19 protein-coding genes are annotated in these 21336 nt (G+C 49.7%); 12 read left to right on the top strand and 7 right to left on the bottom strand.

The window, feature by feature from the left end:
- Positions 1-66: 66 nt before the first annotated feature.
- The 10 genes from MN202_RS06580 to alr all read left to right on the top strand — a co-directional run bounded on the left by MN202_RS06580 (position 67) and on the right by alr (position 9439).
- Positions 67-1383 carry a S41 family peptidase gene (locus tag MN202_RS06580; protein ID WP_335735300.1) on the top strand — a complete coding sequence of 439 codons (1317 nt, stop codon included), beginning with the start codon at positions 67-69 and terminating at the stop codon, positions 1381-1383.
- A 73-nt stretch (positions 1384-1456) separates the two neighbouring features.
- Entirely contained in the window at positions 1457-2080 is a 624-nt protein-coding gene (locus MN202_RS06575) for a tetratricopeptide repeat protein (RefSeq protein WP_335735299.1), read from the top strand.
- Between the two features lie 66 nt (positions 2081-2146).
- A complete protein-coding gene (gene rnr / locus MN202_RS06570) occupies positions 2147-4489 on the top strand; it encodes a ribonuclease R (RefSeq protein ID WP_335735298.1) in 2343 nt (780 codons plus the stop codon).
- Between the two features lie 48 nt (positions 4490-4537).
- On the top strand, positions 4538-5269 hold the full coding sequence (gene rlmB / locus MN202_RS06565) for a 23S rRNA (guanosine(2251)-2'-O)-methyltransferase RlmB (protein WP_335735297.1): 732 nt from the start codon (positions 4538-4540) through the stop codon (positions 5267-5269).
- A gap of 131 nt (positions 5270-5400) precedes the next feature.
- Positions 5401-5778: a 30S ribosomal protein S6 gene (gene rpsF, locus MN202_RS06560; RefSeq protein WP_027672333.1), complete on the top strand. Its 378-nt coding sequence runs from the start codon at positions 5401-5403 to the stop codon at positions 5776-5778.
- Positions 5779-5788: 10 nt separating this feature from the next.
- Complete coding sequence (gene priB / locus MN202_RS06555) at positions 5789-6094, top strand: primosomal replication protein N (protein ID WP_335735296.1); 306 nt, start codon at positions 5789-5791, stop codon at positions 6092-6094.
- A gap of 11 nt (positions 6095-6105) precedes the next feature.
- Positions 6106-6333: a 30S ribosomal protein S18 gene (rpsR, locus tag MN202_RS06550; RefSeq protein WP_008218940.1), complete on the top strand. Its 228-nt coding sequence runs from the start codon at positions 6106-6108 to the stop codon at positions 6331-6333.
- A 19-nt stretch (positions 6334-6352) separates the two neighbouring features.
- Complete coding sequence (rplI, locus tag MN202_RS06545) at positions 6353-6805, top strand: 50S ribosomal protein L9 (protein ID WP_335735295.1); 453 nt, start codon at positions 6353-6355, stop codon at positions 6803-6805.
- A gap of 154 nt (positions 6806-6959) precedes the next feature.
- Positions 6960-8342, top strand: a complete 1383-nt coding sequence (gene dnaB / locus MN202_RS06540) for a replicative DNA helicase (RefSeq protein WP_335735294.1) — start codon at positions 6960-6962, stop codon at positions 8340-8342.
- Complete coding sequence (gene alr / locus MN202_RS06535) at positions 8342-9439, top strand: alanine racemase (RefSeq protein WP_335735293.1); 1098 nt, start codon at positions 8342-8344, stop codon at positions 9437-9439. Before dnaB ends, alr begins: the two co-directional genes overlap by 1 nt.
- Here the strand turns inward: alr and MN202_RS06530 are convergent.
- Complete coding sequence (locus tag MN202_RS06530; RefSeq protein ID WP_335735292.1) at positions 9436-15012, bottom strand: response regulator; 5577 nt, start codon at positions 15010-15012, stop codon at positions 9436-9438. The genes alr and MN202_RS06530 overlap by 4 nt on opposite strands.
- A gap of 17 nt (positions 15013-15029) precedes the next feature.
- Positions 15030-16088: an HD-GYP domain-containing protein gene (locus MN202_RS06525; RefSeq protein ID WP_335735291.1), complete on the bottom strand. Its 1059-nt coding sequence runs from the start codon at positions 16086-16088 to the stop codon at positions 15030-15032.
- Positions 16089-16252: 164 nt separating this feature from the next.
- Here MN202_RS06525 and MN202_RS06520 point away from each other — a divergent pair, with 164 nt between their 5' ends.
- Positions 16253-17362: a response regulator gene (locus MN202_RS06520; protein WP_335735290.1), complete on the top strand. Its 1110-nt coding sequence runs from the start codon at positions 16253-16255 to the stop codon at positions 17360-17362.
- Positions 17363-17396: 34 nt separating this feature from the next.
- On the opposite strand, the gene MN202_RS06515 is transcribed toward MN202_RS06520, so the two are convergent.
- From MN202_RS06515 to MN202_RS06500, 4 genes are all read right to left on the bottom strand, one after another.
- On the bottom strand, positions 17397-17861 hold the full coding sequence (locus MN202_RS06515; protein ID WP_335735289.1) for a chemotaxis protein CheX: 465 nt from the start codon (positions 17859-17861) through the stop codon (positions 17397-17399).
- A 102-nt stretch (positions 17862-17963) separates the two neighbouring features.
- Positions 17964-18401, bottom strand: a complete 438-nt coding sequence (locus tag MN202_RS06510; protein ID WP_335735288.1) for a transcriptional repressor — start codon at positions 18399-18401, stop codon at positions 17964-17966.
- 84 nt (positions 18402-18485) lie between these two features.
- The gene (locus tag MN202_RS06505) at positions 18486-18698 is read right to left on the bottom strand and encodes a hypothetical protein (protein WP_335735287.1); all 213 of its coding nucleotides are present in this window, start codon (positions 18696-18698) and stop codon (positions 18486-18488) included.
- Between the two features lie 16 nt (positions 18699-18714).
- Positions 18715-18933, bottom strand: coding sequence for a hypothetical protein (locus MN202_RS06500; protein WP_335735286.1), 219 nt, complete (start codon positions 18931-18933; stop codon positions 18715-18717).
- Between the two features lie 189 nt (positions 18934-19122).
- Here MN202_RS06500 and tadA point away from each other — a divergent pair, with 189 nt between their 5' ends.
- Complete coding sequence (tadA, locus tag MN202_RS06495; protein ID WP_335735285.1) at positions 19123-19608, top strand: tRNA adenosine(34) deaminase TadA; 486 nt, start codon at positions 19123-19125, stop codon at positions 19606-19608.
- Between the two features lie 207 nt (positions 19609-19815).
- Here the strand turns inward: tadA and mltF are convergent, their stop codons facing one another.
- A complete protein-coding gene (mltF, locus tag MN202_RS06490) occupies positions 19816-21240 on the bottom strand; it encodes a membrane-bound lytic murein transglycosylase MltF (protein WP_335735284.1) in 1425 nt (474 codons plus the stop codon).
- Positions 21241-21336 lie beyond the last annotated feature (96 nt).

The raw sequence follows: 21336 nt of genomic DNA, 5'->3' as shown, positions 1-21336 counted from the left end.
AAAAAACGCTGCCCACAGGCAGCGTTTTTGTTTTATGCTGATTGAAAAATAAGCGGGGCATAAATTATGCGTATCTTGGTATTGTGTTTAGCCTTTTCACTAGCTGCCTGTGGTGGTGGGGGCAGCAGTGATAGCAACGATAGTGGTAGTGTAAATATCTGCCAGCGTCCTGATGTTAATTCGCAGCTATATTGCGCAATGCAGCAGGATTACCTGTGGTATCGCGATATACCCGTTGGTATTAATCCCGCCAACTACAGTTCGCCGTCTGCACTGCTGCAGGCCATGGCGGCACCGCAAGATCGTTACAGTTTTGTCCTGACCCGACAGGAGTACGACGACCGCTTTATTAATGCGACATTTTTTGGTTACGGTTTTTCCAGTGTGCGGGTCGACAATAATACTGCGCTACAGGTTGCTTACGTGTACGACGATGGTTCCGCTGGGCAAAACGGCCTGCGCCGTGGTGACAAAATCATCGAAATCGAAGGCACCAGCGTAACAGAATGGCTAAGCCGGCTTGATGCAGGCAGTGCCAACAGTGATGACATTTACGGCCCGAATGAGGCAGGCGTAGTACGTAATTTTGTCTGGCGTAAACCGGACGGCACGCAGCTAACTTCAGACTTTATTAAAGCAGCAGTGACGACCAATACCGTTTTACATCGCTCGGTTAGCACTGTGTCAGGAAAAAACGTTGGTTATCTGGTGTTTAACAGCTTTATAGAATTGTCTGAAACTGAGTTGCAACAGGCCTTTGCTTACTTCGCCAGCCAGAATGTTGACGAGCTGGTATTGGATTTACGCTACAACGGTGGCGGGTTAATCCGCGTGGCGAATCAGCTGAGTACACAGGTAGCAGGTAACAATGTGCTGGGTCAGGCCTTTGTGAAGTATCAATTTAACGATAAGAACAGCGGTAAAAACAATACCACCTTATTTTCTGCCGGTGCCGGTAGCACGGTGTTAAATTTAGACCGGTTGTTTGTGCTGACAACGGCCGCAAGTTGCTCATCCAGTGAGCTGGTGATCAACTCCTTGTTGCCATTTATTGACGTGGTGCAAATAGGCAGCACCACCTGTGGCAAACCGGTTGGCCAACAGCCGGATATTATTGCTGATTACGTATTATTTGCTATCAACTTTCAAACAGTAAACGCCCTGGATCAAGGCGCGTATTTTGACGGTTTACAACCTAACTGCCCGGTTAGTGACGTCATTACCGGCGACTGGGGAGTCGCTAACGATCCGTTATATGCGCAAGCCATTAGTTATCTAGTCAATGGCAGCTGCAGCGATGTGGCAGTAAGCAGCGCTACAATACACAGCAAAGTACTGAAACCGCAGCTGGCCGCCCCCTGGGTGCTAAACAATGAGCAATAACAGGCGCGAAACTTGCTTTATTAATACAGGTAGCGGCCGATAAGGCTAAAGTGACAATTTACAGGCGCACAAGATGAGTAAAAAATATTGGTTTATAGCGGCATGGTTGCTGATGCCGGCATTCGCACAGTTACAGGCACAGGAACTGGAAGCAGTGCAACTGTACAGCCAGGACGAACTGCTGGCGTTGATCCAAACCAATAGCCATTTGAAGCGAGTGCGTGATGATGATTGCCAACTGGTACGCGATATCGACGCCCGTGCCGATATAATGCAGTTACCGGCTTATCAGTTTTTGTATGGTGATATGCTGGCCTATGGCGTCTGTGTTCCACGCAATGTTGAACGTGGCTGGGATCTGATGCTGCAAGCCGCGGGCCAGGGCCTGCCCGAAGGTTTGGAACAAGTCGGTCGCTATTATCATATTGGCCGCTTTGTACAGCCAGATGTTGATAAAGCCATTATCTATTTACGTGAAGCCTCAGCATTAGGTAATTTAAAAGCGCAATTGCGCTTAGCGCAAATATTGCTGGATGGCCACGGTAGCCCGGTTGATTTTGAACAAAGCTACCGCTGGTTGCACCATGCAATAACTGCCGATAGTGCCACCCATAACCAAATACAGCAGCTGCTGGCGCAGTTAGAGCAAAAAATGCCGGCGCGGGTAGTTGCTAGTGCCAGAAAGGCGGTAAAATGAAGTTCATACTCATAATGCCGTTTAGCTGTTACACTTAGCACAATTTAGGACACAAAAGATAACTTAATGACGGTAAATGATCCGCATCTTGCGCGTGAGCAGGAAAAATACGACAACCCTATCCCCAGCCGTGAATTTATTCTCGAGCATATCGAAAAACGCCAAAGCCCCGCTTATTTTGAAGAATTAGTCGCCGAACTGGGCTTGTCTGATGACGATACTATTTTTGCGTTAAAAAAACGCCTGCGCGCCATGGAGCGTGACGGCCAGTTAATCTATACCAAAAACCGCCGTTATGGTCTGGTTGATAATATGGACCTGGTAAAAGGCACGGTATTAGGCCACCGTGAAGGCTTTGGTTTTTTAAAATTAGAACAGGGCGGGCCGGACTGGTTTATCCCCAATTTTGAAATGCAGCGTTTGCTACACGGTGATATCGTGCTGGCTACCGCGCAAAGTATTAACAGTAAAGATAAAGTAGAAGCCCGTGTTGTGCGGGTGCTAGAGCCACGCAGCGAACCCATTGTTGGCCGCTATTACAAGGATTTCGCCTTAGGTGTAGTGGTACCGGATGATCCGCGTATTACGCAGGACATTGTAATTCCAGACGGTGAGCAGGGCGAAGCCCGGCATGGTCAGGTCGTGTTGGTTGAGATCACCCAGCGGCCATCGAAACGGGTTAATGGTATAGGCAAAGTAACCGAAGTACTGGGCGAGCATATGGCGCCGGGTATGGAAATTGAAATTGCTATTCGCAACCATCAAATTCCGCATGTGTTTTCCGATGCTGTGCTGAAACAAGTGGCTAATTATGGCGAAGAAGTACCCGCAGACGCCAAACAAGGCCGGGTTGATTTAACCCAACTCGGTTTAATTACCATTGATGGTGAAGATGCGCGCGACTTTGACGACGCTGTGTACGCTGAAGCCAAAGACAATGGTGGCTGGCGCTTATGGGTGGCGATTGCCGATGTCAGTGCCTACGTCTTGCCTTATACGGTATTGGATAACACTGCGATAGAACGCGGTAACTCAGTGTATTTCCCTGACCATGTGGTGCCAATGTTGCCTGAGGCGTTATCTAACGGCCTGTGCTCACTTAACCCGCATGTTGACCGCTTATGTTTAGTTGCGGATATGCATATCAGTGCCAGCGGCAAACTCGACAGCTATCAGTTTTATGAAGCGGTAATGCATTCCAGTGCGCGCTTAACTTACAACAAAGTGCATAAGATCCTGCAGGGCGATCCGGAATTGCGTCAGCAGTATGCCGCGAATTTAACCAATATCGAAACATTGAACAGCCTGTACAAAAAGCTGGCCAAGGTACGTGGCCAACGTGGTGCCATTGAATTTGAGACGGTAGAAACGCGGTTTATTTTTAACAGCCACCGTAAAATTGAGCAGATAGTGCCGGTACACCGCGTTGAGTCACATAAGATCATCGAAGAGTGCATGATCATGGCCAATGTGGCGGCAGCCCGTTTTATTGAAAAGCACGAAGCGCATACGCTATTTCGTGTGCACGAGCGACCAGATGCCGATCGCTTTGATAACTTTCGCCGATTCCTGGCCGAGTTGGGTATCGATGCCAATTTGTCGGCAGAACCGACCCCGCTTGAGCTAACGCAAACGCTGGAAAAAATTGGCGACCGGCCGGACCGTGAGCTGATTGAAACCACCATGTTGCGCTCAATGAAGCAGGCCGTGTACCAGGGCGATAACCAGGGACACTTTGGCCTGGCGCTGGAAGCCTATGCCCATTTTACCTCGCCCATCCGTCGTTACCCGGATTTAGTGCTGCACCGCGGCATTAAAGCCTTACTGGCCAAGCAAGGGCAGAAGGTTACCGGAGCGCGCGAATACACCGAAGCCGAGATTAACCCGCTGGGCGAGCAATGCTCAATGACCGAGCGCCGCGCCGATGACGCCACCCGCGAAGTGGCCGACTGGTTAAAATGCGAATATATGCAAGACCATTTAGGCGCAGAGTTTGACGGTGTGGTGTCTACAGTAACCAGCTTTGGCTTATTTGTACGCTTAACTGAGCTATACATCGAAGGTCTGGTACATGTCACCTCGTTGCAAAACGACTATTACCATTTTGACGCCGAACGTCATACGCTAAGCGGCGAGCACGGCAAAGTAACTTACCGCATGGGCGATTTACTGAAAGTAAAAGTGGCTGCAGTAAATCTGGAAGCGCGCAAAATTGATTTAGTGTTAGTAGGCGAGCCCAAACGTGTGGTGAATAAAGCTGATATTAAAGCTTCTAAACAAGCTGCGGCTGACAAAGGCGGCAAGCGCGGTTCGGCAAAGCCAGGCAAAGCACCAGCCAAAGCGGACGCAAAGCCCAAAGGTGCACGTAATATTACCGCCCGTAAAAAGCCACGGCGTAAAGCTAAGTAATAAGGTAAACTGCCGGCCATTTTTAAATGTCGGCATTAAGGATTAACAATGAACGCAGATCTGGTTTTTGGTATTCACGCGGTTGAGGCGTTTTTACAGCGTGCGCCGCAAGATGTGCTGGAATTGTTTGTGATGAAAGATCGCGACGACAAACGCATGCAGCCAATCATTCAGTTAGCGCGTCAGAACGGCGTGTCGGTGCAGTTTTGTAACCGTAAAACTCTGGATGATATGGTTAGCGGTCAGCATCAGGGCGTGGTGGCTAAAGCGCGTTTACAGAGCAGCGGCACTGAAGCTGATTTGGCCGCTATTGTTGCAGCCAAAGACAAACCGTTTATTTTGATCCTCGATGGTGTTACCGACCCGCATAACCTGGGTGCTATTTTACGCAGCGCCGACGCCGCCGGTGTGCATGCGGTGGTGGCGCCCAAAGATCGCTCGGTAAAACTCACCTCAGTAGTGCGTAAAGTAGCCTGTGGCGCAGCTGAAAGCGTACCTTTTATTACGGTTACCAACCTAGCCCGCACTCTACGTGAGTTGCAAGATGCCGGAGTCTGGATAGTTGGCACTGCCGGTGAAACTGACACCTTAGTCTACGATGCCGATTTAAAAGGCCCACTGGCGCTGGTATTGGGCGCCGAGGGCGAAGGTCTGCGCCGCTTAACCCGCGAAACTTGTGACAGCCTGGTAAAAATTCCGATGTTTGGTGCTGTATCCAGCCTTAATGTATCGGTCGCAGCAGGAATTTGCCTGTTCGAAGCTGTGCGCCAGCGCAGCTAATGAAATATCTGCTTGTTATTTGCCCGCTGAGTCCGTAAAATACGCGACCTTCGGCCATACACTAACGTTCCTTGCCTCCATGAGAACCCCGGCCGAGTTCCCCCGAGGCTTACTAACCGTAAGGAGCTACAATGCGTCATTACGAAATCGTTTTTATGGTTCACCCTGATCAGAGTGAACAAGTACCTGGCATGATCGAGCGTTACACTGGCGCGATCAAAGAAGCGGGTGGTTCTATTCACCGTCTGGAAGATTGGGGCCGTCGTCAACTGGCTTACCCAATCCAGAAGTTGCATAAAGCTCACTATGTTCTGATGAACGTAGAAGCACCACAAACTGTGATTGATGAGCTGGAAACTAACTTCCGCTACAACGACGCGGTATTACGTAACCTGATTATGCGCACTGACAGTGCCGTAGTTGAGCCATCACCAATGGCAAAAGTACGTGATGAACGTCGTGAACGTGCTCCTCGTGAACATGAAGAGCAAGTAGCAAACGAAGAGTAAGTTGTTGTTAATGGACAATTGCACCGTACTGGTTGGCAGTATCTGCCGTCAACCGGAGCACAGCGAAAGTCCGGCGGGCATACCGCATACGGTTTTGGTGTTAGAACATCGCAGTAACCAGATGGAAGCCGGCTTAAACCGCCAGGCCTATGTCAGGATACAGGTAGTACTGACCGGAACCGCACTAACACAACATACCCGACAGTTAACGTTGGGCAACATGGTAAAGGTGACAGGTTTTTTAAACCGCCATCAAAGCCGCAGCGGACAAGCCAAGCTGGTGCTGCATGCGCAACAAATTGAACATATAAGTTAGGAGACAGGCAAATGTCACGTTTTTTCCGTCGCCGTAAATTCTGCCGTTTTTCTGCAGAAGGCACTGTAGAGATTGATTACAAAGATACCGCTGTTCTGAAAAACTACGTTACAGAAAGCGGCAAGATCGTACCTAGCCGTATTACTGGTACCAGCGCTAAGTATCAGCGTCAATTAGCCCGTGCTATCAAGCGCGCACGCTACCTGGCTCTGCTGCCGTACAGCGACTCACACAGTTAATACAGAAGGGGTATAAGCAATGCAAATTATTCTGTTAGACAAAGTCGCTAACCTGGGTGGTTTAGGTGACAATGTAGCTGTTAAGTCTGGCTATGCCCGTAACTTCTTATTCCCACAGGGTAAAGCGGTTCCGGCTACTAAGGCTAACATCGAGAAATTCGAAGCCCGTCGCGCTGAATTAGAAGCTAAATTAGCTGCTGACTTAGCTGCTGCAAACGACCGTGCTGCTAAAGTTGCTGCGCTGGGTGAAGTGACTATCGCTTCTAAAGCTGGTGATGAAGGCAAACTGTTCGGTTCAGTTGGCACCCGTGATATCGCTGATGCGATCACTGAAGCCGGCGTTAAAGTATCTAAAGCAGAAGTTAAACTGCCAAACGGTACTTTACGTGAAACTGGCGAGTTCGATATCGACGTTCAGTTACACGCTGAAGTTACAGCAACAGTTAAAGTTGTTGTAATCGCAGAAGCTTAATTGCTGGAAGGCGCACTGCGTTGGCAGTGCGCTTTTTCTGTTGTTAGTCCCCGCTGTTATTTAAATCCCCCGATAAAAATTTCTCTGACTTTGCTTTGTGATCTGCCTGCGGCGGGTTAGCATTATGCTGTTTTCGCTAACTGAAACAGGTGTTATGAGTAGTATCAAAGACAAACAGGTTGCCGCGGTTAAAATGCCGCCACATTCGATAGAAGCTGAGCAATCCGTGCTTGGCGGCTTAATGCTGGACAATGAAGCCTGGGACCGGGTGGCCGAAAAAGTGGTCGAGCAGGATTTTTACCTACGCGCACACCGCTTTATTTTCGCTGCCATGTCGCGTCTGGCCGAAGCAACTCAGCCCATTGATATTATTACCGTATCTGAAGATTTAGAAGCCAATTTACAACTGGACGACGTAGGCGGCTTTGCCTATTTGGGCGAAATCGCCAAGAACACCCCCAGCGCGGCAAACATTTTAGCCTACGCCGAAATTGTGCGTGAGCGCGCCGTCGTGCGCGATATGATTTCAGTGGCGCATGACATTGCCGATGCCGGCTACGACACCCAGGGCCGCACTTCGGCTGAATTGTTAGACTTTGCCGAAACCAAAGTATTTAAAATTGCCGAGCAGCGCACCAATGCCAATGAAGGCCCGGAGCCAATCAACAGTATTCTGGCGAAAACCATTGAGAAAATCGACGAGTTGTTTCGCTCGCCGCATGACGGTGTTACCGGTGTATCTACCGGTTATGTCGATCTGGATAAAATGACCAACGGTATGCAACCATCAGATTTGATTATCGTGGCCGCGCGGCCATCGATGGGTAAAACTACCTTTGCGATGAACCTGTGTGAGCATGCGGCTATTACCTCCGATAAGCCGGTGCTGATTTTCAGCTTAGAGATGCCGTCAGAACAAATTATGATGCGTATGCTGGCCTCCTTAGGCCGTATTGACCAAACCAAGGTCCGTACCGGTCAGCTGGAAGATGAAGACTGGGCACGTTTGTCATCTGCCATTGAGCTTCTCAACACTAAAGGCAAAATGTATATCGACGATGGCTCGGGTTTAACGCCAACGGAAGTGCGCTCGCGGGCACGACGGGTGGCACGCGAGCATGGTGGTTTAAGCATGATCATGGTCGACTACTTGCAGCTGATGACAGTGCCGGGCTTAAGTGAGAACCGTACCTTGGAAATTGCCGAGATTTCCCGCTCGTTAAAAGCTTTGGCAAAAGAGCTGAAAGTGCCGGTAGTGGCGCTGTCGCAGCTTAACCGTTCACTGGAGCAACGTGCTGATAAACGGCCGGTTAACTCAGACTTACGTGAGTCTGGCTCTATCGAGCAGGACGCCGACTTAATTATGTTTATCTATCGCGACGAAGTGTACAACGACGACAGCCCGGATAAAGGCACCGCTGAGGTTATCATCGGTAAGCAGCGTAACGGCCCGATAGGCCGGGTGCGGCTAACCTTCCATGGCCGTTATTCGCGCTTTGACAACTACGCCGGTAGCGCCAGGTTTGAGGAAGATTAATGCTAAGCCGCCGGCCGCAGGCTACCATAGACTTAACTGCGCTTGAGCATAACTTTACCCGGGTAAAGCAGCTGGCGCCAAATAGCAAAGTGTTGGCGGTATTAAAAGCCAATGCTTATGGCCATGGCATGCTGGCGGTGGCGCAAGCACTGAAACAGGCAGATGCGCTGGGGGTAGCAAGGCTGGATGAAGCGTTGACGTTGCGTGCCGGGGGCATTGCCAAGCCAATCGTATTGCTGGAAGGTTTTTTTCATCCCGATGAGCTGGCACAAATTGTTGCCTCTAATCTGCAACTGGTAATACACCATCGCGAGCAGGCAGAAGCTTTATTGGCGGCAGCGCTGGATGCGCCGGTGCGGGTCTGGTTAAAAATCGACACCGGCATGCACCGGTTGGGTATTTATCCGGATGAGTTTAATGAGTTATATCAGCGCCTGAGCCAAAGCTGCAATGTGCAGGGACCACTGCGACTGATGAGCCACTTTGCCAGCTCAGATGAGCTGGATAAGCCGGCAACAGCCAGGCAATTAGCGTTATTTCAGCAGATCACTCAGGGGCGTGCCGGTGAGCATTCACTGGCCAATTCCGGCGCGGTATTAAACTGGCCACCAAGCCATGCTGATTGGGTGCGGCCAGGTTTAATGTTATATGGCGTTTCGCCAATGGCAGAGGCTGTAGGCTGTGAGCATGGTTTAAAACCGGTTATGACATTAAGCAGCAGTGTTATTGCCGTACGTGAAGTGAAAGCCGGTGATGCGGTAGGTTACGGTGGCAGCTGGATAGCCGCGCACAACACCCGCCTGGCGGTGGTGGCTATGGGCTATGGCGACGGCTATCCGCGAGCGGCTGGCAACAATGCCGATGTATTGATTAACGGTAAGCGCCTGCCTATCGTCGGCCGCGTATCGATGGATATGATCACTGTCGATATCGGCAGCGAAGCGGTAGCCGTTGGCGATAAAGTGATCCTGTGGGGTAATGACTTACCGGTAGAGCAACTGGCACGCTGTGTCGATACTATTCCTTACGAGCTGTTGTGCAATATTACCAGCCGGGTGCAGTTTAATTATCTTCATACTGCTGGCGCAGTTCTTTAGTTATCACCACGGTACAGTGGCATTATCGTCTGCAGAATGCTGGCTGCCTGTTCAAAGTCATAGGCTTCTATAGCCTGCTGTAGCTTGTTTAGCCCGGCGCGCTGCGGCGTATGTTGCAGCAAGTGTTGCAGCTGCCCGGCTATATCGGTGGCATCGGTATCATAGTCATTGATCAGCGCTTGCAACTCTGTCAGCAAGGTCCTGATCTGCTCTGCATCTGCCTGTTGAGGTTGTGCTGTAACAGCCTCTGCCGGCTCTGGCAGTAACGCCAATCCACTTAGCACTATCGCCAGCTCAGCCTCAACCTGTTGCAGCGCTGCCCTGACATCTCGCTGGGCGTCACAGCAGTGCTCAAGCCCGGCAGCGGCGGCTTGCAGCGCTTCAGCACCAATATTCGCTGCCGTGCCTTTTAACGTATGCGCATAACGCATAGCGGCGCTGTCATCTTCATCCTGTTGGGCGGCATGAAAATCCTCCGGGAAATTGGTGTAGCTGCTGGCAAAACGTTTGAGCAATTTGCGATAAAGTTTTTGATTATGTTGGGTGGTAGCAAGACCGCGGGCGGTGTTAATGCCGGGGAGTGAGGGTAATTCGGTATCCGGCGCGGCAGAGGCGGGTTCAGCATTTGCGTCATCTGGCTGCGGATTGGCCGGTACTATCCATTTTGCCATAGTGTTAAACATCGCATTGACGTTTATCGGTTTGGCGATATGGTCGTTCATCCCTGCGGCCAGCGCCTTTTCCCGATCGCCAGCCATCGCATTGGCCGTCATTGCTATAACCGGCAGATGTTGAAACTGTGGCTTGGACCTTATAGCCCGGGTGGCAGTGTAGCCATCCATCACTGGCATTTGGCAGTCCATCAGCACACCGTCAAAGCTGGCTAAGTCCAATTGTTGCAGCGCCTGTTCGCCGTTAGCCGCTATCGTTACCTGCATGCCATTGCTGCTGAGCAGTTCGCTGGCCAGCTCCTGATTCAGTTCATTGTCTTCAACCAACAAGATACGCGCACCTCTAAGCTGTCTTAAGGTATCTGGCGTTAATTGTTGTCGTTGCTGCTCGTGTTTGCTGCGGAAGCTGTCGTGCCCTAAGGCCATCATCATGGCATCGAACAGGCTGGACATCGTAACGGGCTTACTCAGATAGCTACTGATATTGAGCCCGGCTGGCGTATGGTCGATGACATCCCGCCCAAACGCCGTAACAAAAATCACAGCCGGCTGTTGCTGCAGCGGCAGTTGCTGCAACAGACGGGTGGTTTGCATACCGTCCATTTGCGGCATTTGCCAATCCATCAGTACCAAATCGAATGGCTGTTGTGCTGCATCTGCCTGTTGCAGCAAATCCAATGCAGTCTGGCCGCTTTTTGCTACTTCAACCTGCATATTTAAACTTTGCAGCATGCCGGACAATATTTCCCTGGCGGTCGCGTTATCATCTACCAGCAGTATGCGTAGCGTTGATATTTGTTGGCTCAGCTGATGCCGTTTCGAGGATTCGCCTGGCTGAACCGCCAGATTCACATTAAAGGTAAAGGTGCTGCCTTTGCCGGCTTCGCTGTGCACGCTGATCTGCCCGCCCATCAGTTCGGTCAGTGTTTTGCAAATAGCCAGCCCCAGCCCTGTACCGCCGTACTTGCGGGTAGTGGAGCTGTCGGCCTGACTAAAGGAATGAAACAAGCGTTGCTGCTGTTCGCCGGTCATGCCAATGCCGCTGTCTTTGACGCTAAACTGCAGGTTGATGTTGTTGTCATCCTGCTGCAGTATTTGCGCACCGATGACAATTTCGCCGGCCTGCTCGGTGAACTTTATCGCATTGTTGCACAGGTTAGTCAGGATTTGCCCCAGCCGTAACGGATCGCCCAGCAATGCCATCGGAATGTCCGGTGCTATAGCAAAATGTAATTCAATGCCTTTTTCTTCCGCTTTTAGTCCGACCATGTTAACCAGATTGTCCAATACATCGTCGAGCCGGAACGCAATGTGTTCAATGTCCATTTTGCCGGCTTCAATCTTACTGAAGTCTAGAATGTCATTAATTATGCCCAGCAATGCCTCAGCGCTGCGGTACACTTTTTCTATATAATTTCGTTGCTTACGATTTAAATCAGTTTGCAGCGCCAGATGGCTCATACCAATAATGGCATTCATAGGCGTGCGGATCTCGTGTGACATATTGGATAAAAAGTCAGATTTGGCTTTGGTAGCCTGTTCGGCTTTTTCTTTCGCGTCGGTAAGCTCGGCTTGCATGGCTTTGCTGTCGCTGATATCCAGATTGATGCCAAACACCCGTTGCACCGACTGCCCGCCACTGCGGTTTGTATCGTCTGTAATGGCTTTACCGATGCTGAGGATCCACTTCCATTGCTGCGCAGCGGTTTGCATTCTGAATTCTGCCCGGTAGATGTCGCTTTCGCCACGTAAGTGCTGGCGTAGCGTCTGGCTTGCTGCTGGGGCGTCATCCGGGTGCATCAGTTGTGCTAACCTGGCTAACCGGTTACCAAATAAATCTGCCAGCTGGCTTTGGTTGTAGCCCAGCATGGCGGGCCAGATGTCGTTGGTGATCAACTCGTCGCTTTGTACGTTCCATTCCCAGGTGCCGGCATTAGCGCCTTGCATTGCCAATTCAAGCCGTTGTTCGGTTTTGGCCAATTCATTAAAAAACAGGCAATTGGATATGGCGACAGCAGCATGGCTGGCGATTACCCGGGCAATAGTAATTTGCGCACTGTCATAGGCATTAGCATGGTCTGTTTGCAGGGTGAGTAAACCGAGCGTTTTACTGCCGGCTAACAGCGGAAAACATAACATACTGCCAGTTTTGCTGCCATTAAGGCTGTCGGCCGGGGTTAACTGCGCTGCTGTCCAATCGTCAGCAGAAATGGCAATAACCTCCTGTTGTTGCCGGATACAGCGGGCTTCTGCACTGTGACCACTATCGACGCTGACAACACGCTTTGGCTGACGCTGGCCAAGGTGCTGACTGAATACTAACTCCAGCTCAGCGGCTGTCGGTTGCCACAGGCCAATGGCAAAATAGTCAGTTGCTAATAAGTTGGTGAGATGGTTATAAATTAGCTGGCAGACCTGCTCCAGTTCAAAGGTTGCAGCGATATCTTTACCGACATCGCCCAGTACAAAAATATCCCGGGTACGCTGTTCTATTTGTTCCGACAGGTAGCGTTCAGTAGCTTTATGCTGCCGCACCCTGGCCAGGTAAAGCAGGCCCAGTATCACTGCCAGTGTCAGCGGGGCTAAGATACGGAACCACAAGCTTTGGTACCAGGCTGGCAACACAATAATACGCAATGACTGACTTTGCCGGTTCCAGACGCCGTGATTATTACTGCCAATAAATTCAAACTGGTATTCGCCTGGTGGCATGCGGCCATAGGATACCTGATTAGCGGCAGTGCTATGCCCCCAGCTGTCATCGTAGCCAGCTAAGCGGGTGCGATAACGGTTGTCGGCACTGGCCTGAAAATCCAGCGCGGCAAAGCTGATACTGATGTTTTTGTAATCTGGTTTTAATGTCAGCACGTCGGGAAGCGGAAACTGACTTTTGCCGTCTATGCTCAGCGCCGTGATCACCAGGGGCGGTATCACACTATTAACCTGTACTGCAGCCGGGTTGAAGGCCGTAATGCCATCTATGCTGCCAAAATACACGCGGCCATCACGCATTTTCAGTGCAGAACGAGCCTGAAAACTGTTACTGACTAAGCCATCATTAGTGGTGAAATGGTGAAAGCTGCCGGTGTCTGGTGCCAGGCGGAAAATGCCACTGCTGGTGGCCAGCCAAATCATGCCGTTGTCGTCACTGGCCAAAGCCTGTACAGTAAGGCCTTGATCTTCTGTAATATTATTAAAGTGGGTAAATTGTTGCTGGCTTTTACTGTAGCGGTCGACCCCATTGCGGCTGGCAAACCATAAGGTGTCGGCATCTGTCTGGATAACGGCATTAATATAACCATTGCCGGGACCGGCATTGCCGTTACCGGGTAAAAATTGTTGTACTGTACCGCTTGCCGGCTGTAACCGCTGAATGCCCTGGCCTTCAGTGCCAACCCAAATGTCGCCATCACTGTCGGCAAAGCTAAATACCGGATCAATATCTTGCAGGAAATAACTCACCTCATTGCTGTGTTCGTTCCAGCGCACGACATTGTTGGCAAAGGAAAACACGATCCAGATATTACCCTGCTGATCGGTGCTCAGCGATTCAATTGAATCATGCTGCTCTGGCCACCAATCCAGTTCCAGCTGGATTATGGTGTTATTTTGCAGAGCAAAAATGCCTGAATCTGTGCCCATCAGCAAGCGTCCGTCCGGCAGGTAAGCCATACTCTTGATGCGAAATCTGGCTAGGCCTTGCGGCATATCCTGTTCCGTCAACGGGGTAAAGTTGCCATTCATATCAAAGGCAACCAGGCCTTTGCCGGTGCCCAGCCACAATCCACCATCCGGGTTTTCAACTATAGACAACACCTGTGAATACAAACCTGACAACGCATACTGCGGCAGGTAATTGCTCCATGACTGAAATGCGGCATGCTGTGGGAATACTTTAATAACACCGGAATAGCGGGTCGCGGCCCATAACACGCCGGTCGAATCAATTAATAATTGCCGCACATCTCTATTGCCAAGCAATGCCCACTCGCCATTACTACCGACAGGGTCAAATTGCCAGGCTTCAGGATCAAACTGGTAAATACCGGCCAGCGTGGCCAGCAGTAAACGCCCCTTGTACGGGGTAACGCTGGTTACGGTAGGAGAGCTGCCCTCTGGTAACGTTATACTGGTATACAGGCCTGTGGTCGGTTCAAAATAACCAAAACTCAGTCGGGTTGAGATCCAAATCCGATCAGCTGCATCGATATACAAAGTGCGGATTTCAGGATGATCCAGACCATCGGCGACGGTGCCCAAACGTTGCAGTTTATCTTGCTGTCGATCTAGTTTCAGCAGGCCATCTGAGGTGGCAGCCCAGATATTACCCTTACTGTCTTCGGCAATACTCCAGATGCGCTGGCTGCCTTTGCTGGGCTGCTCTGGCAGGTAACGCTGAAAAGTACCGCTTTGTGCAATATAACGATTCAGACCACCGCCGTTAGTGCCAACCCAAAGCTGCTGATCACGGCTTTCATATAGTGATTGAATTTTGTCTGTGCCAATACTGTCGTTTTGCTCGGCCTGATGCCGAAATACCTGAAACGACTGACTACTGCGCTGATACAAATTCAGGCCGCCGCCCCAGGTTCCGGCCCATAAACGGTTTTGCGAGTCATTTAAAATAACGCCAACATTATTATGTGACAAACTGCCAGCTAGCTGTGCGTCGTGCTGAAATGAGGTAAAACTGTAGCCATCATAACGTTTAACACCGTCTGAGGTGCCGAACCAGAGAAAACCCGCCTGATCTTTGGTTAGTGCATAGATTTGTGGATTGGCTGCCCCGCTGTAAACCGACAGCACTTCTATTTTCTGCTCCGCCGCCTGTACCTGAGCCGTTAAAGTTAGCAGCAGGCTAACAAGGCCGCTGATAAGTCTGACAAGTACAAGCTTTGGCATGTTGATTGGCTCCCTGACTAATCGGTACTGTGGCACTGTTCCTGATACTGCTGTTGAATTTGCCGGATGCGGGGCAAGCACGCAATAAACAATGGCACCAGCTCCGGATCAAAATGGCGGCCAGCTTGTTCCTGTAATAAATTCACAGCTTCCTGCTCGGGCCAGGCTTTTTTATAAGGCCGTTCACTGGTCAGGGCATCGAATACATCCGCCAGCGCGACGATGCGGGCAGATAGCGGTATGGCGGTACCCGTTAATCCTTGTGGGTAGCCTGATCCATCCCATTTCTCATGATGAAAAATAGCAACTTCGCGGGCCATTTGTAACAAGGGTGAGCTGTGCTCACCAATGATATCTGCACCATACTGCGCATGGCGCTGCATAATGTGCCATTCATTGGCGTCCAGCTTGCCTGGCTTTAGCAATACCTGATCCGGTATACCAATTTTGCCGATATCATGCATAGGCGCGGCGTGATACAGCAGGTCACACCAGGCTTCATCTTTACCGGCGGCTTCTGCCAGAAAGCGGCTAAACCAGCTCATACGAATAACATGCAGGCCGGTTTCATTGTCTTTGTATTCAGCGGCGCGGCCCAAGCGGCGGATAATTTCGATACGGCTGTCGTGCAGTTCCTGTGTGCGTTGTTGCACCAGATTTTCCAGATGCTTAGCCTGGTCCCGCAGCGCCAGATGGCATTTGACTCTGGCTAACACTAACGGCGGGCTGACGGGTTTAGTGATATAGTCGACAGCACCTAAGGCAAAGCCTTGTGCCTCATCGGCCTCTTCGGTTTTTGCTGTAACAAAAATGACCGGAATATGGTGTGTATCGGCATCTGCTTTTAACTGGCGGCACACTTCATAGCCATCCATATCCGGCATCATCACATCAAGCAAGATCAAATCGGGTTGCGGCAGGCTGCGGGCTATTTTCAGCGCCAAAGCGCCATTTAACGCCGCTTTTACCTTATAGTCATGACGTAAAAGACCGCTTAGAACGTCGATATTTTCTGCTGTGTCATCAACAACCAATATCGTGGCTTTATTTCCAGCTAATGCGTCAGGCTGCCTCATCGCCGCTATTTCCTATGTTTATTCGCCGGCATAAACAATTCTGTTTGCAGGCGACTATAAAGTAGTTTACAGCTGTTCCAATAGGGTTAACATAGCCTTAGTATTAGCCAATGTATATTGCCATTTCAGTTTATTGTTCTAAATAAACAATCCGGGAACTTAGTATGATGATGGAGCTAAACACTGATGACACGTCCAGCCCGCACAAAAAGTCGTACAGTGCTATGGTGGTGTTGGTTGTCGATGCGGCCGGAAGTATCAGAGATATTGTTAAAGCCATACTCACTGAGATGGGTTTTAGCCATATTATGGCGGCAAGCAACGGTGAGCATGCGCTGCGTATTTTGACAGAAGGTATCAGGGTAGACTTAATCATTTCTGAAGCACAGATGCCAAAAATGGACGGCATCAGTTTATTGCAACGTCTGCGAGCTGATAAAAAGTATGCAATGACGCCTTTTATTATTATTTCTGCTGCTATTGAACAAGCCAGTGTACTTAATGCTATTCGTAGCGGGGTGTCAGATTATATCGCCAAACCATTCTCGGCAAAGATCCTCAGTGCCCGTATCCGCCGGGCTATTGAACAACCGGTAAAAGCTGCCAAAGTAATAGCGCCAACCACCGCTGGTACGGATGACAGTGCTGTGGCGAAAAATACCAAACAACAAAGCCGCATTCTGGTGGTGGACGATGTCGCCGACAACATTCAGTTGCTCAGTGAAATATTGCGGCCAGACTACATAGTGAAAGCGGCAACGAATGGCGCTACAGCGCTGAAGATTTGCGCTACTGAGCCACAACCGGATTTGGTGCTGCTGGACGTGATGATGCCACAAATGGACGGATTTGAAGTTTGCCGGCGATTAAAGGCGGATCCTAATACCCAGCATATAGCGGTTATCTTTTTGACTGCAATGGATAAAACCGAAGACATGGTGCAGGGGCTGGAGCTCGGGGCGGTCGATTATATTACCAAGCCGGTAAACCCACCTGTAGTGAAAGCCAGAGTGAATACACACTGCCGCTTGCTGAATGATCAAAAAGCCTTGCGTGATCAGGTGGATACTTTAATGGAAAATGTGCACTTAAAGCAAAAAATTGAGCGGATTTCGCAGCAGGATTTTTCTCGCCCACTTAGTGTGATTCAGGCCGGACTGGCCATACAGTTAACACCAGCAGCAAATAATCTGCCAGCAGAAGTGCTGGCAGCGCAAAATGCCTGTGCTGAACTTAAATCAATGTTAGAACCGCTGATTGAACCGCCATCTTAACTGCTTTGACAGCTAACCTGGGCAACAACGTCAGTTATTTATCAAAGCTGACTTCGATATGCACCTTGCCAAAGTCTGAATCGAACGGCATTAATATTTTCGCACCTTCGGATTTATGCGAAATAGTATGGTTTTTACCCGATACCACCACTGGGGTGGCCATAGTAAAGTCATAACCTTTTTCACCGAGTATGCGCTTAGCACCACCGGTAACCATATTGGTAATTTCACCTACCATGTCGGTAACATCGGCAGTAATGCCTTTTGGCCGCTCGCCCAGCATGCGAAACATTATTTCTACCGCCAGCGACTCTTCAAATGTAATAGAAAATGAGCCTTTGGTCTGTGGGCTAACCATACCAATTAAGCCTGACACGTCGCCACGGGCAACTTCGTCTTTTTTAATTCGTGGCTGGCCCGGAACGATAGTGGTATTGGCCATGGTGCTCAGAACATTTACCAAAGAAGAAAGAAACGGGTTTATAAATTCAACATTCATGTTAATGCCTATAAAAATACGGATACCGATGGCCAAGCCAGTATAAGCTTAGAAAGCTTTTACTAAATACACAAGCCAGCTTGTTGATCCAACTGGTTTTTATTATTGCAGTTTGCAGCTTTTACATAAACCGTGTGCTTCGATGGTTTGCTGTTGGATAGTGAACCCCTGTAATACCGCCTGACGGTTAAATTCGTCATGTAATATGTGCGCATGTAATTCAGTTACGTTGCCGCACTGGTCACAGATCAGCAATTGTGCCGGATGATGATGGCCAAAATGATGACAAAGCAAAAAGGCGTTGCTTGATTCAATTTTATGAATAAAGCCTTGCTCAGTAAGAAATTCCAAAGCCCGGTATACGGTAGCAGGTTTGGCACCAGGCTCGGTTTGTTTTAATTGCTCCAGCAACTCATAAGCGCCAATGCCGCCATTAAGATCGGCCAGCAGGCGGAATACTTTTTCCCGGATAGCAGTAAAGCGGGCGCCATTTTGTTCACATATAATACGGGCACGGTTAACCAGAGTTTCCGTCGACATTGTCAGCTCCTGTCAGCAGTTGCTGGCAGTGTACCATATCAATGCTGAACTGCCACGCTGTCGACTATGCAAAAACAACCGCGATTATAAGCGGTTGATTTGATCTTTCAGTTGATATGACTTGTCAGTGACAATGCTTTCCAGTGTGGCAATGCGTTGTTTAAGCTTTTCCTGCTCTGCTTTAAGCTGCTCCAGCTCTGCGCTACCGGCTTTGCCCTTATTATCGTGATACACCTTAAAGGCCGATAATCCTATGCCGCCGACAATAGCCAAAGCTGCTATTTCAAATGGTCCCATGCTAATTTACACTCCGTTACAGCTGATTAATTTGTTGTTTTAATTGGTAAGGTTTATCGGTCACTATGCTTTCTAGTGTCGCAATACGTTGCTTTAGCTCAGCTATTTCCTGTTCAAGTTTATCGACGCCTTTACCTGAAGCAAGTTGCTGGTATTTATAACGCATTTTAAGTGCGTCGTAGCCGATGCCACCAATAATAGCCACTACGGCAATAATAACTACACCCATATCCATAATGTGTCTCCTTTAGTTGTGCAGGCATAATAAGCAAGGCCGATGCCAGTTAGTTAATGGTGATATTAATCAAGGCATTAAAATTTATTGGCCTGCTTTGTTTGCGCTATATAAACAAAAGATTAGCTAAATACACCAAAATATAGTGGTAAACTCAGCACTGGAGCTAGCAATTAATTGTAAACCATTATGACAGATGAAGACTGGATGCAGTATGCCATCAATCTGGCAGCCAGAGCTGAGCAGCAAGGCGAGGTGCCGGTTGGGGCTGTACTGGTAAAAGACGGCCAGATAGTAGGTGAGGGCTGGAATCAGATGATTAGCCTGAATGATCCGTCTGCACATGCAGAAATGCAGGCGATACGTGCTGCCGCGGGCACTCTGACGAATTACCGCCTGCCTGGCTGCACCTTATACGTTACGCTGGAGCCTTGCAGCATGTGCGCCGGTGCTATGGTGCACAGCCGGATCCAGCGTCTGGTATTTGGTGCGCCGGACGCTAAAACCGGTGCTGCAGGCTCCGTATTGAATTTATTGCAGCACCAGCGTTTTAACCATCAGGTCGAGTTATCGGGCGGGGTGTTAGCTGAGCAATGTGCTGCGCAGTTATCCGGCTTTTTTCAGCGTCGCAGGGCGGAGCAAAAAGCGCTTAAGCGGGCTCAGCCGGCAAGTTAAAAAAGCCGAGATAGTGGCGCCGGCGTTGATGCAGTTTCGTCACAGCCATATTACGTTTAATGCGCCGGCGGCCGGATGCAACGTCGAGCAGCCGGCGACGTGTTTTAGCGCGCTGAGGTTTTTTCCGTTTTAACATGTCACACCTGTATTCGTTAGCTGTTGCCTACTATGGGTGTCAAGGTTGCTGCTTTCAATAGCTTGCTAAAGCTACTGCGGTTGCTGCTCTGGCAAGTTTTCTGTACTGACTTGTTCTGATAAGCGTTGTTTCTGTTGTTGCAGCCGGATGTCTGCCTGTTGGCGTTCATCTACCCAAAGTAAGGTGTCATAGTAGCGGCGGATATTTTCGACATAGGTTACCGCTTCATCGCCACGGGCATAACCGTATTTTGTAGTTTGGTACACGCTTTTTTGCCGTAGTAATGGCAGGCGCTGTTTAACGTCGAGCCATTTATCCGGATCCGCCCCTTGTTGCTGGGTAATAATGCGGGCGTCTTCTACATGACCCCAGCCAACATTGTACGATGCTAAGGCAAACCAGAGCCGGTCTGGCATACTAATACGCTCTGGTATACGGGTAAGCAACCGGTGCAGATAACGGCTGCCGCCCTGTATGCTTTGCTCGGCATCCAGCCGGCTGCGAATACCCATTTGCTGCGCAGTAGGTAAGGTTAGCATCATTAAACCTCGCACACCGGTAGGGCTTTTGGCTTTAGGGTTCCAGTGCGATTCCTGATAACTCAGTGCTGCCAGCAAACGCCAGTCAAGTTCGCCGGCGTATTGCACAAACCAGTCTTTAAATTCCGGTAAGCTTTGTTCAATCGCTTCGATATAAGTCAGGGTATCGACATAATCAAACAGCTGAATATGGCCAAAATACTTATCTTCCAGTGTGATCAACTCGCTGTTTTGGTACATAGCGCCAAAAAATTCGATGAGTACGGCGTAAAGTGAATCATCAGTGTTGTCGGCCAGCAGCCAGCTTACCGGCAGGTTGTCGCGTACGGTAAAAGCAATGCTTAAGTTCGGATAAAAACGCCGGTTGAGCGCCAGTTGATTCGAATCTGTTACGGTGTAGCTGATATTGCCATCTACCACCTGTTGCAGAATTTCGTCGGCATCCAGAGTCGGGTGCTGCTGCCATTGCAAAGTCGGGTGCTCAAACTGCAGCTGTTGTAGTGTCTCAGCGTGGCTACTGTCTTTTACTACCACTATAGTGTCACTAAGCTCTTCCAGGGTTCTGGGCCAGGTATTGCCTTGTTTAAACACCAGCACTTCATTAATCCAGCGATAAGCCGGCGAAGCGCGATAGCGGCTTTTACGCAATTCGGTTTGGGTTAATCCGCCGGCGATATAGTCTACCTGACCGGCATCCAGCTTTTGCAGCAACTCATTTAAATGATAACTGGGGTAGAGCTCAAGTTTTACCCCGAGTTTATCTGCCAGCGCCTGACTAAGCTCCAGCTCGAAACCGACCGGCCCATCTACGCCAACATAATAGCTGGTGGGGCCGTGCAAAATGCCGACCTTAATGCTATCACGCTGATAAATATCGTAAAGTTGGCTTGACTCTGGCGCCGGGGTACAACCGGTCAGCCAAAATAACCAGCACAACCAAAAGCCGATTTTGTGCATTCACTCCAACCTGCAATGCTGTGTTCTGCGCTGTTATAACAAACTTCTGTCGTACAGTCAGTGTTTACTCATACCACTTAGGCAGAAATTTCTTTA

Origin of the sequence: Rheinheimera muenzenbergensis, assembly GCF_036984005.1 — a bacterium.
Taxonomy (GTDB): Bacteria; Pseudomonadota; Gammaproteobacteria; order Enterobacterales; family Alteromonadaceae; genus Alishewanella; species Alishewanella muenzenbergensis.
Note: the sequence above shows the minus strand (reverse complement) of the source record. Positions and strands in the feature narration are given on the sequence as shown.